A 14,533-nucleotide genomic window follows, 5' to 3' on the forward strand; every position below is an offset into this window, starting at 1 on the left:
GAATCCGGCCCGGCCCGTTGTCCCGTCGTGACGGGCGGCCGGCTCAGGCCAGGCCGGCCGACTTCAGCCAGGCCGTCGCCACGTCCAGCGGATCCTTCTTCTCGAGCTGCACCTGCGCGTCGAGTTCCAGGAGCGTCTTCGTGTCCAGCTCGGCGGAGACCGCGTCGAGCGCTTCGACACCCTTCTGGGAGAGGCCGCTCTTGTTGACCAGCGGGGTCACGTTCGCGAACCCGAAGAGGTTCTCCGGGTCCTTCAGGACGACGAACCTCTCCTTCACGATGGTCGGGTCCGTGGTGAAGATGTCCGCGGCCTGGACGGTGTTCCTGGCCAGTGCCGCCTGGGTCAGCGGGCCGCCCGCGTCGAGCGCCTTGAAGGACTTGAACTCCAGCCCGTACACGGACTTCAGGCCCTTCAGGCCCTGCTGCCGGGTCTGGAACTCGGGCGAACCGCCGATCACCAGGTCCGGTGCGGCCTCCTTGAGGTCCGCGAGGGTGGACGAGGAGGTGAGCTTGTACTTCTTCGCGGTCTCGGCGTTGACGGTGACCGAGTCCTTGTCCTCGGCGGGCGACGGCTGAAGGACGGTCAGCTTCTTGTCGAGCTTGGCCTTGACGGCCGCGTTCACCGCCTCGGCGGACTTCTGCTCGGCCTTGGGGTCGAGGTAGGCCAGCAGCGAACCGTTGTACTCCGGCAGCACGGTGACGGAGCCGTTCTTCATCAGGCCGTACGTCGTCTCACGGCTGCCGATGTTGTGCTTGTAGGTGACCTTGAGGCCCTTGGCCTTGAGCGCCTCGCCGTAGATGTCGGCGAGCAGGGTGCTCTCGGCGAAGTTGTTGGAGCCGACGACGACGGTTCCTGCCTTCGCCTTCTCGCCCGCCAGGGGGTTGCCGGAGGTGTCGCCGGACGAACAGCCCGCGAGCAGCGCCGTCGCGGCGGTGAGCGCGACGGCCGCCGCGCCGGTGTGCCTCGTCCTGGACCTGCTGCTCTTCGCGGTAGAAGTCATTCAACGATCCAATCCAGCCGCTTTATGATCAGTCAAGAGTGTCTTGGTCACGGTTTGTTACGGAGTCGAGGCCGGGTCTCAGCGTCTGCGCACCCCCGGCGACACGGCCACCCGGCCCGCCACCCAGAACAGCGCCAGCGTGACGAGCGCCAGGACGGCGACCAGGGTGGCGCCGCCGACGACCTTCTCGTAGTCGCGTTGGAAGAGCCCGTCGACGATGTAGCGGCCCAGTCCGCCCAGGCTGACGTACGCGGCGATGGTGGCCGTCGAGACGATCTGGATGGCGGCCGAGCGCAGACCGCTGAGGATCAGCGGCAGCGCGACCGGCAGTTCGACCTGGAAGAGGATCCGCGACTCGCGCATGCCCATGCCACGGGCGGCGTCCACCGGGGACGGGTCGACGGCGCGGACGGCCTCGTAGGTGGTCACGAGGATCGGCGGCACGGCGAGCACGACCAGGGGGATCATCACGGGCAGCAGGCCGAAGCCCATGACGATGACGATCAGCACCAGCAGCCCGAAACTGGGCAGCGCGCGGGCGGCGGTGGCGATGAACGCGAGGGCGTTGCCGCCCCGCCCGGTGTGCCCGGTCAGCAGGCCGACGGGCAGGCCGATCGCGGCGGCCAGGGCCAGGGCCAGGGCCGAGTACTGGACGTGTTCGAGCAGGCGTTGGGGGATGCCGTCGTAGCCGTGCCAGTGGGCGCTGTCGCTGAAGAAGGCGTTGACGAAGTTCAGTACGTTCACCGGGTCACGTCCTGGGGGGCGGGCAGCGGCCGCCGCGCTGTCTTCGGGCGCCCGCGGGTACCGCTCGGCATCCAGGGGGTCAGCGCGACGCGGAGCAGCACCAGCAGGGCGTCGCACGCGATGGCCAGGACGGCCGTGGTGATCACGGAGTTCACGGCCAGTTCGGGACGGTCGTACTTCTGCGCGTCGGCGAGCAGGTTGCCGAGGGCGCCCTGGTTGCCGATGAGGGTGCCGACGCTGACCAGGGAGATGCTGGAGACGGTGGCGACCCGGAGCCCGGCGATGATGGCGGGCACCGCGATCGGCAACTGCACCTGGAGGTAACGGCGTACGGGTCCGAACCCCATGGCGGTGGCCGCGGCCAGGGTCTCCCGGGGCACGGACCGCACCCCGTCGACGATGGCCGGGACGAGCACCACGAGGCTGTACACGGCCAGCGGGATCATCACGGTCAGCTCGGTCTGGCCGGTGTAGTCGATGAGGACCACGAAGAACGCCAGCGACGGGACTGCGTACAGGACGGTGGTGGCGCCGAGCACGGGCGGGTACAGCCAGCGGAACCGGACGCAGAGCTGGGCGAGCGGCAGCGCGAGCAGCAGCCCGGCGAGCACCGGCAGCAGGGCCTCGCGCAGATGCAGTCCGATCAGTCCGGCGTAGCTGTGCTGGAGGTCGCTCGGGATGTCGAAGAAGCCGTTCATGACGCGGCCTTGGCCTCGTCGGCCCGGCCGGCGGCATGGGCGCTGCGGATCGCCTCGCCGATGGCCGCTTGCGAGACCACGCCGGTCACCCGCCCGGTGTCGTCCACGGCGACGGCCCAGCCGGCCGGGGAGAGCACGGCGCAGTCGAGGGCGGCCCGCAGGGAGTCGGTGCCGGGGACGAACGGCCGTCCGTGCGGCAGGAGCCGGCCGGGGTCGAGGTCGCCGGCGGTCAGGTCGTGCGGCTCGGCCCAGCCGAGGGGCCTTCCCTGGCCGTCGGTGACGAGCAGCCAGGCGGCGGCGGGGGCGGCGATCTGCTCGGCGGTGGCGTCCACCGGGATCACCGGGCCGGTCGTCAGGGGGAGTTCGGCGGAGGGGAAGAACGACAGCCGCCGGATGCCGCGGTCGGCTCCGAGGAAGTCCTCGACGAAGCCGTCGGCGGGGCTGGACAGCAGCTCGGCAGGGGGTGCGTACTGGGCGAGGTGACCGCCTTCGCGCATCACGGCGACCATCGTGCCGAGTTTGATCGCCTCGTCGATGTCGTGGGTGACGAAGACGATGGTCTTGCCCAACTCGTCCTGGATGCGCAGCAGTTCGTCCTGGAGGCCTTTGCGCACGACCGGGTCGACCGCCGAGAAAGGCTCGTCCATGAGCAGCACGGGCGGGTCGGCGGCGAGCGCCCGGGCCACGCCGACGCGCTGCTGCTGGCCGCCGGACAGCTGGTACGGGTACCGCTTGGCGAGCGCGGCGTCCAGGCCCACGCGCTCCATCAGCTCGGCCGCCCGCGCCCGGGCCTTCCGCTTGCCCCAGCCGAGCACGCGCGGCACGGTGGCGATGTTGTCGATGATCGTGCGGTGCTGGAAGAGACCGGCGTTCTGGATGACGTACCCCATCGACCGGCGCAGGCTGGTGACGGGCCGGCGCCGGATGTCCTCGCCGTCGAGGAGGATCGTTCCCTCGCTCGGTTCGACCATCCGGTTGATCATCCGCAGGGTGGTGGTCTTGCCGCAGCCCGAGGGTCCGACGAGGACGGTGATCGAGCGGTCGGGTACCTCGAGGGAGAGCCGGTCGACAGCCACCGTGCCGTCCGGATAGCGCTTGGTGACTGATTCGATCCGTATCAAGGCGCCGGAGCCCTTCGGGTTGGCGGAAGCGTTGGCCATGGTCGTACGGGCTGTTTCCGGACGAGTCTAGTGCCGCGGCAGGCAGCGTTTGCCCGTTGAGGAGCGGCGTCCGGTGCGTGCTCTGGGGGTGCCTCCTGCTCGAAGAGCTTGGGTGAGTGCCGGCCGGACGTCCTCGTACGGGACGCACTTGGGCTTTCGGCCGGTGCGGCGCGTGGGGGTACCCCCTGCTCGCAGAGCTCGGGGGAGCGTGCCGGGCGTCGCGACGGGGCGACCGTTGCCTGCCGCGGCACCAGAGGGCCCCTTTCACCGACCCGCAGGACGTGCCCCCGCCATGGCAGACGCACGGTGAACACCGTCGCTCCCGGCGCACTGTTCAGTTCGATGCGGCCACCGTGGGGCACCAGGAGGCCCCTTTCACCGGCCCGCACCGCGTGCCGCCGCCACGGGCAGACGCACGGTGAACACCGTCGCTCCCGGCGCACTGTTCAGTTCGATGCGGCCGCCGTGGGCGCGGACCAGGGACTGGGCGACCGCCAGACCGAGGCCGCTGCCGCCGCGGTCGCGGCTGCGGGCCTTGTCGACGCGGTAGAAGCGGTCGAAGACGCGGGCCAGGTCGCCGGGCGGGATGCCCGGTCCGGTGTCGGCGACCCGCACCTCGGCCGCGCCGGGCGCGAGAGTCACCTCCACCGACACCTTCGTGCCGGCCGGGGTGTGCACGGCGGCGTTGGTCAGGAGATTGTCGACGACCTGCCGGATGCGCAGCGGGTCCATCGGCAGCCGCACCGGGCCCGAGCCCACGAGGACGGTCAGCGGATGGTCGGGGCGGCCCGCCCGGAAGGCGTCCGCGGCCTGGCCCACCAGCTCCACCAGATCGGCGTCCTGCAGACGCAGCGGCGCCTCCACCTCCGCCGCGTCCAGCCGGGCGAGCAGCAGCAGGTCGTCCAGGAGGATGCCCATGCGGGCGGCCTCGGCACGCAGCCTGGCCAGGTGCCGGTCGCGTTCCTCCGGGGCGTTGGCGGCGGCGTACTGGAAGAGGTCGGCGTAACCGCGCACCGACATCAGCGGGGTGCGCAGCTCGTGCGAGGCGTCCGCGACGAAGCGGCGCAGCCGCTGCTCGGCCTCCGCGCGCACGGCGAGGGAGTCGTCGATGTGCTCCAGCATCGTGTTGAAGGCCGTGCGCAGTTCGTCCACCTCGGGCCCGCCGTCCCGGCCGTCGGCGCGCAGCGGCAGCCGGGCCGCCGACTCGGTCAGGTCGTGCGAGGCGATGCCGTGCGCGGTGGAGGCCATGTCGCTGAGCGGCTTCAGGCCGCGGCGCAGCATACGGCGGCCGAAGACGACCAGCGCGAGCAGTGCGAGCGCGAAGGTGACGACCTGAAGGGTGATCAGCTGCCCGACGGTGTCCTCGATGTCCTCCAGGGGCGCGGCACTGACCAGGACCACACCGCGCTCGACCTGGCAGGCGCGCAGCCGGTAGGAACCGGCGCCCTTGAGGTGTTCGGTGCGCAGGAGTTCGGTGTGCGCGGCGGTCTGCGCCCGGGCCAGGGAGGTGAAGTCGTCGACGTCCTCGGGCAGATCGGCGGGGTCCTCGGGCCTGCGGAGCTCGGGCGTACCGTCCCGCACGTCGTACACGGCGTAGAACCAGCTGTAGTACTTCTTGCCGGAGAGGGTGCCGTAGTCCGCGATGCTCTTGGACTGCGCGATCTGGGCCTGCGCCAGCTGCGTGTCGAGCTGGGCGGAGAGATAGTCCCGCATGTACGTGGTCATGGCCGTGCCGACGACGGCGAACACCACCAGGGACAGGGCGCCGAGGCCGAGGGCCAGCCGGGTGCCGAGCCGCATCCTGCGGTAGGCCCCTCGCAGCCGGGCGATCACTCGGCGGCCTGGCGCAGCACGTACCCGAATCCGCGCACGGTGTGGATGAGCGGCGCGCCGCCGTCGTCGGTCTCGTCGAGCTTGCGGCGCAGCCTGCTGACGACCAGCTCGACGACGTTGGAGCGGCCACCGAAACCGTACTCCCACACGTGGTCGAGGATCTGCGCCTTGGTGAGCACGGTGGGCGACTTGCGCATGAGGTAGCGCAGCACCTCGTACTCGGTCGGGGTCAGCGACAGCAGCCTGTCGCCGCGCCGCACCTCGCGGGTGTCCTCGTCCATCGTCAGGTCGCCGACCTGGAGCACGGACCGCTGGAAGGCGGGCCCGGCGCTGCGCCGCAGCACGGTCCGCAGCCTGGCCATCAGCTCCTCCACGGCGAACGGCTTGACCAGGTAGTCGTCCCCGCCCCGGGTGAGGCCGGCGACCCGGTCGGCGACGCCGTCGCGGGCGGTGAGGAAGACCACCGGCACCATCGTGCCGGAGGCGCGCAGCCGGTCCAGGACACCGAAGCCGTCGACACCGGGCAGCATCAGGTCGAGCACCACGATGTCGGGATGGAACTCGGCGGCCCGCCGCAGCGCGTCCTCGCCGGTGTACGCCGTGACCGCGTCCCAGCCCTCGTAGCGGGCGACGGTCGCGACGAGGTCGGCGATGGGCGGGTCGTCGTCGACGACGAGCAGTCGTACCTTTTCCACGAGCTCATAGTGCTGCACGGGTCCCGTGCCGCCATAGCCGCGCATCCCTTCACCGCGCGATCGATAAACACTTGAAAGTTGAGCGACAGCTTCCCGACAGCTCCCCCGCGCCAAGCTCGGTGTCCCAGGATCCGATCAAGGAGCTGCCGACCGTGACGACCCTCCAGCAACCTCCCGAGGCGACCCGCCCGGGCGTGCGGCCCGCAGTGGTGGGCCGCACCGGCCTGAACGCGGTGCTGCTGACGAACGCGGTCGTGGTGGCCGTCTTCTTCGCGCAGGCCGGCTTCGCCTCGAACGCGCTGATCGTGCTGGGCCGGCTGGCCGGGCTGTACGCGGCGCTGCTGATGGCGTTCCAGCTGCTGCTGGTGGCGCGGCTGCCGTGGTTCGACCGGCGGATCGGCATGGACCGGCTGACGTCCTGGCACCGCTGGACCGGCTTCTCGGTGCTGTGGCTGTTGCTGGCGCATGGCGTGTTCATCGTCTTCGGCTATGCGCGGGCCTCGTCGCTGGACCCGGTGAACCAGCTGGTGGACCTCGCCGAGACGGTCGAGGGCGTGCTCCGGGCGATCGTCGCCCTGGCGGTCATCATCGTGGTCGGCGCGGTTTCGGCCCGTTACGCCCGACGCCGGCTGGCCTACGAGACCTGGCACTTCATCCACCTGTACACCTACGTGGCGGTGGTCCTGGCGTTCACGCACCAGGTCGCGGCCGGGACCACGTTCACCTCGTCACCGGTGGCGACGGCGTACTGGTACGGCGTGTGGGGCGTGGCCCTGGCCTCGGTGTTCGCCGGCCGACTGGTGCTGCCGCTGTGGCGCAACCTGCGGCACCGGCTGCGGGTGACGGCGGTCGTTCCCGAGAACGACCAGGTGGTGTCGGTCTACGTCACCGGCCGCGACCTGGACCGGCTGCCCGCCCGCGCCGGGCAGTTCTTCCTGTGGCGATTCCTGACGAAGGACCGCTGGTGGCAGGCGAACCCGTTCTCACTGTCCGCCGCCCCCGACGGCCGTACGCTGCGCCTGACCGTCAAGCGGGCCGGTGACGGCAGCGCGGCCCTGCGGCACCTCGAGGTCGGCACGCGCGTGTTCGCGGAGGGCCCCTACGGCGCCTTCACCGCCCTGCACCGCACCCGCCCGGACGCCGTGCTCATCGCCGGTGGCGTCGGTGTCACGCCGATCCGGGCCCTGCTGGAGGAACTGCACGGCCACGCGGTCGTGATCCACCGGGTCGCCACGGACGGGGATGCCGTCCTCCACGACGAACTGCGCGATCTCGCGCTCGCCAAGGGCGCCGAGCTGCACCTGGTCACGGGTCCGCCCGTGCCGGACCGGCTGGCGCCGCGGGAGCTGATCCGGCTGGTGCCGGACATCGCCGGGCGGGACGTCTACCTGTGCGGTCCGCCGCCGATGATGAACGCGGTGCTCGGCAGCCTGCGCGAGCTGGGCGTGCCGTCGTCGCAGACCCACTTCGAACGCTTCAGCCTGGCCGGATGACGAGGAGACTGTCGTGAAGCGTGCCCTGCCCGTCCTCGTTCTGAGCGTTGCCGGCCTGATCCCGGTCTGGCGCTACGCCCCGTCGCACGACACGGGGCCGTCGTCGGCCGCCACGGGGGCCGCGGCGCTGGCGTCGACGCCCTCGGTCTCGTCGTCCGCGGGGCCCGGCGGCACCACGACCACGGTCGTGTCGGGGTCCACCGTCGACACCGAGAAGGGACCGGTGCAGGTCCAGGTCACCTTCGAGGGCGACGAGATCGCCTCGGTGCGGATGCTGCGCCGGCCGGACCATCCGCAGACCACGGCCGCCGTGCCGAAGCTGATCGAGGAGACCCTGCGGGCACAGAGCGCCGGCATCGACACGGTGTCCGGCGCCACGATCACCAGTGACGGTTACAAGGAGTCGCTCCAGGCCGCCATCGACGCGAGGGGCTGAGGAACGTGCGGCGCGTCGAGCACGTGATGGGGTTCCCGGTGTCGGTACGGATCGACGACGAGGACTTCCCCGAGGCACCGGTGGACGGCCTGTTCGCCTGGCTGCGCGAGGTCGACGCGCGGTTCAGCCCGTTCCGCCCGGACAGCGAGGTGTGCCGACTGGACCGGCGGGAGGTGCGCGAACCCGGCCCCGGGCTCCGCGAGGTCCTGGAGCTGTGCGAGGAGTACCGGATCGCGACCGGGGGCGCCTTCGACGTCCGTCTGCCCGGTCGCGGCCTCGACCCCTGCGCCGTGGTGAAGGGCTGGTCGGTGCAGAAGGGGGCGGAGCTGCTGCGGGCGTCCGGGGCGCGGCGCTTCTGCCTCAACGCGGGCGGCGACGTGATCGCCTCCGGCGGCCCCTGGCGCGTCGGCGTACGGCACCCCGGGCACGCCGACCGGCTGTGCGCGGTCCTGGACGTCACGGACCGGGCGGTGGCGACCTCCGCCCGCTACGAACGCGGCGACCACATCCTAGACGGCCGCACCGGCCGCCCCGCGACCGGCCTTCTCAGCATGACCGTCGTGGCCCCGACCCTGACGGAGGCCGACGCCGTCGCCACGGCCGCGTTCGCGCTGGGCGCGGAGGGCGTCGAGTGGGCGGCGGCCCGCGAGAACTGCGAGGTGTTCGCGGTGGACGCGAAAAGACGGGTACTGCGCAGTGCGGGGTTCCCGCGGGCGGCGGCCGATGGGGTCGCGGCGGTGTGAACCGGCGCCGGTCAGCTGCCGGGCAGGTCCTCCGGGGAGCCCGCCGGGGGACGAAGAACATGCTGCCGGTGACGGCCCGCGCGTAGTCCGGCAGCGGGTCGGGCCCCGAGCCCGAGGAACATCCAGGCCCATGGGGGGTCGCGCGCGGCCGGCTCAACGACCGGGACGCAACGGGAGTTCGTCCGTCACCCACTCCCACACCACTCGCACCGGTTAGCCTCGTAGGTCACCGAAGGTTAACGGGGGTTGCCCATGGTGAACGCCGATCGCACACCGCCGGAGTGCCCCGGAGGGCATGACGGCATGCCGGAGAGCGACGCCGGGCGCCTCCTGCAGAACCAGCTCGAGATCCTCATCCAGGACTTCCGCCGGAGCGCCGAACCGCCGATGCCGGTGTTCGTCGTGCACGCACAGGAGGACCGGGACGACGACGCGGTGGCCGGGCTGGTCCGGCAGCTGTACGCGGGACAGGAGGCGCACGGCACGCGCTGCGCGGTGACGCAGGATGCCTACGAGGGCTCCACCGAGGTGCGGCGGGCCGCGGCCCTGGTGCGGGCACTCGGCGACCCGAGGAAGTGGGGCGGCCCGAAGGCGGTCTACCGGCGCTACGCGTTCCCGCGGCTGCGGCTGGTGCACGCCATCGACGACGCGGTGGCGGCTCTCGGCGACACCTGGCCGACGCCCGTCCCCGGCAGTCCCGAGGCCGGGCAGGACCAGCGCCAGCGGCTGCTGAACGAGCTGGCGCAGCAGCGCTGGCGGCCGAAGAACTCCGCGCGCTGGCGCTCGGGCCTGCCGCTGTTCGACATGGCGCACATCTTCCCGGCGAGCCTCATGACCGTGCTCGCCGCGCTGCTGGCCCGCAGCGCGTGGTACGTGGCGGTCGGTTCCGGTCTGGTCTTCCTGCTGCTGCTGACGGTCCTCAACTACGCCCTGCCGGGGCGGGCGCCGATCTTCCTGTGGCTGCGCCGCGAGAGCCGCTGGTTCATGACGACGACCTTCCTGAGGGCGGCGGACCAGGAGGAGCCCACCGAGGTCTCGCTGTTGCGGCCGGTGCGCTCCTGGAAGGCGATCGCGGCCCGGGCCCACGACGTGGCCGAGGCGCTCACGGCGGGCGGCGACTTCCACCTCCAGCTGTACGTGCTGGCGCTGCGCGAGGACCTGCGGGACAACCACCGCCGCTGGAGCTGGGACCTGCGCGGCTTCAAACGGCCGCGCCCGCCGATGCTGTTCCTGCCGCACGCCGACGACCGCAACGGCGGCATCGAACTGATCCGGGCCATCAGCGACGTCCGCAGCCGGCGCAGCGAGCTCGACCCGCTGCTCGTGGTGGCCGCGGTGCGCACGCACGACGTGCCGCGCCTGGAGCGCAGCGTCGTCCGGACGGCGCCCGCGCCCGAGGTGGTGCCGCCCACGTTCGGCGCCAGGCTGCGCACCTGGTACCGGGAGTGGGGCCGCAACCTGCGCGCCGAGCAGTCGCCCAGCCGGGAGCGGTCCGTCCTGCCGTGGGTGATGAAGGTCCCGCTGCCGCACGACCAGCTCGGCCCGGCCGAGGAGGGCCGTCACCATCTGCGGGCCTCCACCCGGCCGACGCCCGCCCGGCTGGTGTGGGCCCTGCACACCCTGGTTCTGGTGATCGCCCTGCTGGCCGCGGGCACCGTCATGCGGGCCGACGCCCTGCACGACCGGTACTGCTCGGCGTCCGTGCTGACCGCCAACCGCGACACCCGGCGCGAGGCGGCGCCCGACGGCCGCACGGAGTGCATCGGCGTGGCGACGGACGGCGTCCGCTTCGCCGACTGGCTGCCCGCGCCCGAGCCCGGCGACGACGTCAAGGCGCTCACGGTCGACGACCAGACCCCCTGGACGGTGGCCGACCTGGAGGACCGCATCGCCCGGCAGAACGAGGACGTCCTCGCCGACCACGCCGGCAGGTACGTCACCGTCGTCTACGCCGGTCCGCTCAGCGCCGACGCCGCGGCCGGCTCCTCCCTCGTGAAGGGCGCCGAGGAGCTGGCGGGCGTGTACCTGGCGCAGGCCGTCGTCAACGAGAACTCCAGCGTGAAGCTGCGCGTCCTGGTCGCCAACGGCGGCGTGGACCTGGGCCACCAGGAGGAGATGGCCGAGGCGATCGCCGCGTACGCCGCCCACGATCCGACGGTGGTGGGGGTCGTCGGCACCGGCCGTGACCTGAAGTCGAGCCGGGCCACGACCCGCATCCTGATGGAGGCCGGCCTGCCGATCGTCTCCGGCACCAACTCCGCGACCTATCTGCCCCGCGAGTTCGCCAACTGGTTCAGCCTGGCCGCCACGGACGAGTGGCAGACTCGGCAACTCGGTCTGATCGCGGCCCAGTTGCGCACCCCCGGCCGACGGCAGTACGCCCTCGTGCTGGCCCGTGACACGGCGAAGAGCGACGACCTCTACACCGACGAGCAGGCGCGCTACGGCCAGCGGATGCTGCGACGGCAGGGCTTCACCCTCCTCGGCCAGCGCCGCTACACCCTGCGGGGCGGCAAGCCCGAACTGCGCTCGCACGCCCAAGAGATCTGCCGGGGCGCACGGGTCCCGTCCGTGGTCTACTTCGCGGGCCGGGTGGAGGACATCGACCCCCTGATGACCCAGCTGGGCACCGAGCCGGGTTGCGCCGGCAAGCCCCTGGCCATCCTCACCGGCGACGACCTGTCCAAGGCCGACTTCGCAGGCGGCGGCCAGTCCGTCGCGCCGAAGGTCACGCTGTACCACGCGGCGCTCGCCGAGCTGCGCACGGCCGCCACCACAACGGGCTTCTACCTGGACGCCGCCAAGCACCTGCCCGGGATGCGAGGCCGCCGTCTGCGCTACGACAGCCCCGCCCTGGCCAGCGGCCAGACCGCCCTCGCGCACGACGCGACCCGTGCCCTGTTCTGGGCGGCCACCCGCGACGACCGGCCGCAGAGCCGCGCCTCGACCTGGGTGAATCTGCGCAACGTCAAGATCGAGGGGATGGCCACCGGCACCATCGACTTCACCGGCGCCCCGCTGTACGGCGACCGCACCGGGCACAGCATCGTCCTCAAGGAGGTCCGCCGCACCGACGACGGCACCTCCGCGCCGCGCGTGGTGTGCCGGCGCCCCGCGGGGAAAACGGCACCCCTCACCCAGAAGGAGTGCCGCATCCGCTGAGCGGCGCCTCAGCCCTCCTCGGGGGCCAGGCGCAGTGCGATCGAGTTGATGCAGTACCGCTGGTCCGTGGGCGTCGGATACCCCTCGCCCGCGAACACGTGCCCGAGGTGCGAGCCGCACCGGGCGCACCGCACCTCGGTCCGCATCATGCCGTGCGAACGGTCCTCGATCAGCTCCACCGCGTCGGTGTCCTTGGGGTCGAAGAACGACGGCCAGCCGCAGTGGGACTCGAATTTCGTGTCCGAGGTGAACAGGTCCGCGCCACAGGCGCGGCAGGAGTAGACGCCCCGGGTCTTGGTGTCGGTGTACTCACCGGTGAAGGCGGGTTCGGTGGCCGCCTGCCGCAGGACCGCGTACTCCCCCGGGGACAGCTCCGCACGCCACTGCTCGTCCGGCTTCTCCACGTCGTACGGCATGAGCCTCCAGCCCCTCAGTTCGACAGACGGTCCAGGATCAGCGGGCCGAGGTCGGTGACATCGCCCGCTCCCATGGTGAGAACGAGATCCCCGGGCTTCGCCATTCCCGCGACGACCGACGGAACGTCCGCCTTGTCGTGCACGGAGGTCACGTCCGCGCCCGCGGCCCGGGCCGCCTCGATGATCAGCTCGCTCGTCACACCCGGGATCGGGTCCTCACGGGCCGGGTAGATGTCCAGCACGACCGAGGCGTCCGCGAGGGCGAGGGACCGGCCCATCTCCTTGCCGAGCTCCTGCGTGCGCGAGAAGAGGTGCGGCTGGAAGACGACCAGGATCCGGGCGTCCCCGGCCGCCGCGCGCATGGCTTCCAGGTCGGCGGTCATCTCGGTGGGGTGGTGCGCGTAGGAGTCGATGACCTGCACGCCCGCGGCCTCGCCCTTCAGCTGGAGCCGCCGCTTCACGCCCGTGTACGCGGCGATCGCCGGGGCCAGCTCGGCCGCCGGGACTCCGAGCGCCACGCCCGCCGCCAGCGCGGCGACCGCGTTGTGCGCGTAGTGCCGGCCGGGCACGGAGACCGTGAAGGTCAGCTCCTCACCCTGCAGCACCACGGTGACCTCGCTCTTCAGCCCTTGCGGCACGACGGACAGGATGCGCACGCCGGCGTCCTCGGACTCGCCGTACGTCACCACGCTCACGTCGCGGGCCCGGACGCGGCGCGTGAGCTCCCGGGCGCCTTCGTGGTCGGCGGCGATCACCAGCGTGCCGCCCTCGGCGATCCGGCCCACGAACGTCTCGAACGACTCGTAGATCTCGTCCATGGACGCGTAGTTGGCGTGGTGGTCGAGTTCGACGTTGAGGACGATCGCGACCTCGGGCGCGTACTTGTGGAAGCTGCGGTCCGACTCGTCCGCCTCGGCGACGAAGATCTCGCCCTCGCCGTGCAGCGCGTTGGAGCCGGGCGCGTCCAGGTCCCCGCCGATCGCGTACGAGGGCTTCAGGCCCAGTTCGCTCAGCGATACCGCCAGCATCGACGTGGTGGTCGTCTTGCCGTGGGTCCCGGCGACGGCGATCGGCCGCAGCCCGTCCATCAGGGCGGCGAGCGCGTCGGAGCGGTGCACGACGGGGATGCCCAGCTCGGCCGCGCGGGCCAGCTCGGGGTTGTCCTGCCGGATGGCCGACGACACGACCACACAGCTGGCGTCATCGGCGAGGTGCTCGGCGGCATGCCCGATGCGCACGGTCGCACCCAGCGCCCGCAGCGCCTCGGCCGTGGCCGACTCCTTGGCGTCGCTGCCCGCCACGGCGGCCCCGCGCTGCGCCAGGATCTTCGCGATCCCCGACATTCCGGCCCCACCGATCCCGATGAAGTGCGGTCGGTCCATGGCGGGAGGAAGGCCGGCTGCCATGCGTGTGTCTCCAAGTTCGGGTGACGAGGGTGAGCGGGGCCAAGCCTATTGCGTGCGCGGGGCCGCCGTGCCCATCAGGGGCGCGGGGAGCCGCGCGAGCGGCCACGAGCGGCCCGCACCCGACGAACATCACAGCCCGGCACTACGCCTTGCTGTGCGAGAACAGCTTCAGCACCGGCACCCCCACCTTGTGCCGGGCCCGGGAGGCCCAGTCGCGGTGGAAGAACTCCTCCACGTAGTGGGGATCGGTCAGCACGATGACCTCGTCCGCCCCGACCTCCTCCACCAGGGACTTCAGCGCGTCCAGCGGGTGATCCTCGATCAGCCGCCCCTCCGCCGTACTGCCCGAGGCGCGCAGCGCGGCGAGTGACACCTCCAGGGCCCGCTGCCCCACGGTCAGCGCCTCCTCGCCCTCCGGTGTCTCCCCCTCGCGGACGGCCTCGTCGAGCTCGCCGAGCGCCACGTCGTCGATGGCCCGCAGCAGGCGGTCCGCCTGCTCTCCGCGCGGCTGCAGCAGCACGTGGAAGGAGACCTGCTCCTCGCCGTGCAAGGTGGTGACGAACTCCACGTCGGCGGACGTCAGCGCCTTCTCGATCATCAATACGCTGGTGAACACCAGGCGCCCCTTCTGCTCCGGGGGCCCGTGGCCCCGCTCCTCCGCGGGCCGCGCCGGGCCCTGCGGAAACCATCCTGCCCCGTGTTCCCACGGGTACTGCGGACCCAGTGTGCCCTCCGCACAGCAAACGG

At 72.0% G+C, this 14,533-nt stretch carries 13 protein-coding genes; 4 read left to right on the forward strand and 9 right to left on the reverse strand.

All coding sequences use genetic code 11. The features are described 5' to 3' along the window. Positions 1-43 precede the first annotated feature (43 nt). The 6 genes from ACIQHQ_RS10060 to ACIQHQ_RS10085 all read right to left on the reverse strand — a co-directional run bounded on the left by ACIQHQ_RS10060 (position 44) and on the right by ACIQHQ_RS10085 (position 6,130). Positions 44-1,000 (reverse strand): ABC transporter substrate-binding protein, encoded by a 957-nt coding sequence (locus ACIQHQ_RS10060; protein ID WP_402611333.1) that lies wholly within the window; start codon positions 998-1,000, stop codon positions 44-46. Between the two features lie 78 nt (positions 1,001-1,078). Next, positions 1,079-1,744 (reverse strand): ABC transporter permease, encoded by a 666-nt coding sequence (locus ACIQHQ_RS10065; protein WP_402611334.1) that lies wholly within the window; start codon positions 1,742-1,744, stop codon positions 1,079-1,081. Further along, the gene (locus tag ACIQHQ_RS10070; protein ID WP_402611335.1) at positions 1,741-2,442 is read right to left on the reverse strand and encodes an ABC transporter permease; all 702 of its coding nucleotides are present in this window, start codon (positions 2,440-2,442) and stop codon (positions 1,741-1,743) included. Before ACIQHQ_RS10070 ends, ACIQHQ_RS10065 begins: the two co-directional genes overlap by 4 nt. Further along, complete coding sequence (locus ACIQHQ_RS10075) at positions 2,439-3,563, reverse strand: ABC transporter ATP-binding protein (RefSeq protein ID WP_402611640.1); 1,125 nt, start codon at positions 3,561-3,563, stop codon at positions 2,439-2,441. The genes ACIQHQ_RS10070 and ACIQHQ_RS10075 overlap by 4 nt, the downstream gene beginning before the upstream one ends. Before the next feature lie 414 nt (positions 3,564-3,977). Beyond that, positions 3,978-5,435, reverse strand: coding sequence for a sensor histidine kinase (locus tag ACIQHQ_RS10080; protein WP_402611336.1), 1,458 nt, complete (start codon positions 5,433-5,435; stop codon positions 3,978-3,980). Beyond that, the gene (locus ACIQHQ_RS10085) at positions 5,432-6,130 is read right to left on the reverse strand and encodes a response regulator transcription factor (protein ID WP_402611337.1); all 699 of its coding nucleotides are present in this window, start codon (positions 6,128-6,130) and stop codon (positions 5,432-5,434) included. Before ACIQHQ_RS10085 ends, ACIQHQ_RS10080 begins: the two co-directional genes overlap by 4 nt. Before the next feature lie 152 nt (positions 6,131-6,282). On the opposite strand from ACIQHQ_RS10085, the gene ACIQHQ_RS10090 reads away from it, so the two are divergent. The 4 genes from ACIQHQ_RS10090 (at position 6,283) to ACIQHQ_RS10105 (ending at position 11,964) form a co-directional block, all read left to right on the forward strand. After that, the gene (locus ACIQHQ_RS10090) at positions 6,283-7,623 is read left to right on the forward strand and encodes a ferric reductase-like transmembrane domain-containing protein (RefSeq protein ID WP_402611338.1); all 1,341 of its coding nucleotides are present in this window, start codon (positions 6,283-6,285) and stop codon (positions 7,621-7,623) included. Positions 7,624-7,636: 13 nt separating this feature from the next. Further along, positions 7,637-8,059: an FMN-binding protein gene (locus ACIQHQ_RS10095; RefSeq protein ID WP_402611339.1), complete on the forward strand. Its 423-nt coding sequence runs from the start codon at positions 7,637-7,639 to the stop codon at positions 8,057-8,059. 5 nt (positions 8,060-8,064) lie between these two features. Continuing rightward, a complete protein-coding gene (locus tag ACIQHQ_RS10100) occupies positions 8,065-8,802 on the forward strand; it encodes an FAD:protein FMN transferase (RefSeq protein ID WP_402611340.1) in 738 nt (245 codons plus the stop codon). A gap of 303 nt (positions 8,803-9,105) precedes the next feature. Then, positions 9,106-11,964 (forward strand): ABC transporter substrate-binding protein, encoded by a 2,859-nt coding sequence (locus ACIQHQ_RS10105; protein WP_402611342.1) that lies wholly within the window; start codon positions 9,106-9,108, stop codon positions 11,962-11,964. A gap of 8 nt (positions 11,965-11,972) precedes the next feature. Here the strand turns inward: ACIQHQ_RS10105 and msrB are convergent, their stop codons facing one another. The 3 genes from msrB to ACIQHQ_RS10120 all read right to left on the reverse strand — a co-directional run bounded on the left by msrB (position 11,973) and on the right by ACIQHQ_RS10120 (position 14,402). Beyond that, positions 11,973-12,380: a peptide-methionine (R)-S-oxide reductase MsrB gene (msrB, locus tag ACIQHQ_RS10110; protein ID WP_352120283.1), complete on the reverse strand. Its 408-nt coding sequence runs from the start codon at positions 12,378-12,380 to the stop codon at positions 11,973-11,975. Positions 12,381-12,394: 14 nt separating this feature from the next. After that, complete coding sequence (gene murC / locus ACIQHQ_RS10115) at positions 12,395-13,786, reverse strand: UDP-N-acetylmuramate--L-alanine ligase (RefSeq protein WP_402611344.1); 1,392 nt, start codon at positions 13,784-13,786, stop codon at positions 12,395-12,397. A gap of 142 nt (positions 13,787-13,928) precedes the next feature. After that, positions 13,929-14,402: an indole-3-glycerol phosphate synthase gene (locus ACIQHQ_RS10120; protein WP_402611346.1), complete on the reverse strand. Its 474-nt coding sequence runs from the start codon at positions 14,400-14,402 to the stop codon at positions 13,929-13,931. Positions 14,403-14,533 lie beyond the last annotated feature (131 nt).

It is taken from the genome of Streptomyces sp. NPDC092370 (assembly GCF_044755265.1).
GTDB lineage: Bacteria > Actinomycetota > Actinomycetes > Streptomycetales > Streptomycetaceae > Streptomyces.

Bases quoted from the DNA above. Each gene is read 5' to 3' on its own strand.
- ACIQHQ_RS10060 (WP_402611333.1), bottom strand. From the start codon at position 1,000: ATGACTTCTACCGCGAAGAGCAGCAGGTCCAGGACGAGGCACACCGGC.
- ACIQHQ_RS10070 (WP_402611335.1), bottom strand. From the start codon at position 2,442: ATGAACGGCTTCTTCGACATCCCGAGCGACCTCCAGCACAGCTACGCC.
- ACIQHQ_RS10105 (WP_402611342.1), top strand. From the start codon at position 9,106: ATGCCGGAGAGCGACGCCGGGCGCCTCCTGCAGAACCAGCTCGAGATC.
- msrB (WP_352120283.1), bottom strand. From the start codon at position 12,380: ATGCCGTACGACGTGGAGAAGCCGGACGAGCAGTGGCGTGCGGAGCTG.
- murC (WP_402611344.1), bottom strand. From the start codon at position 13,786: ATGGCAGCCGGCCTTCCTCCCGCCATGGACCGACCGCACTTCATCGGG.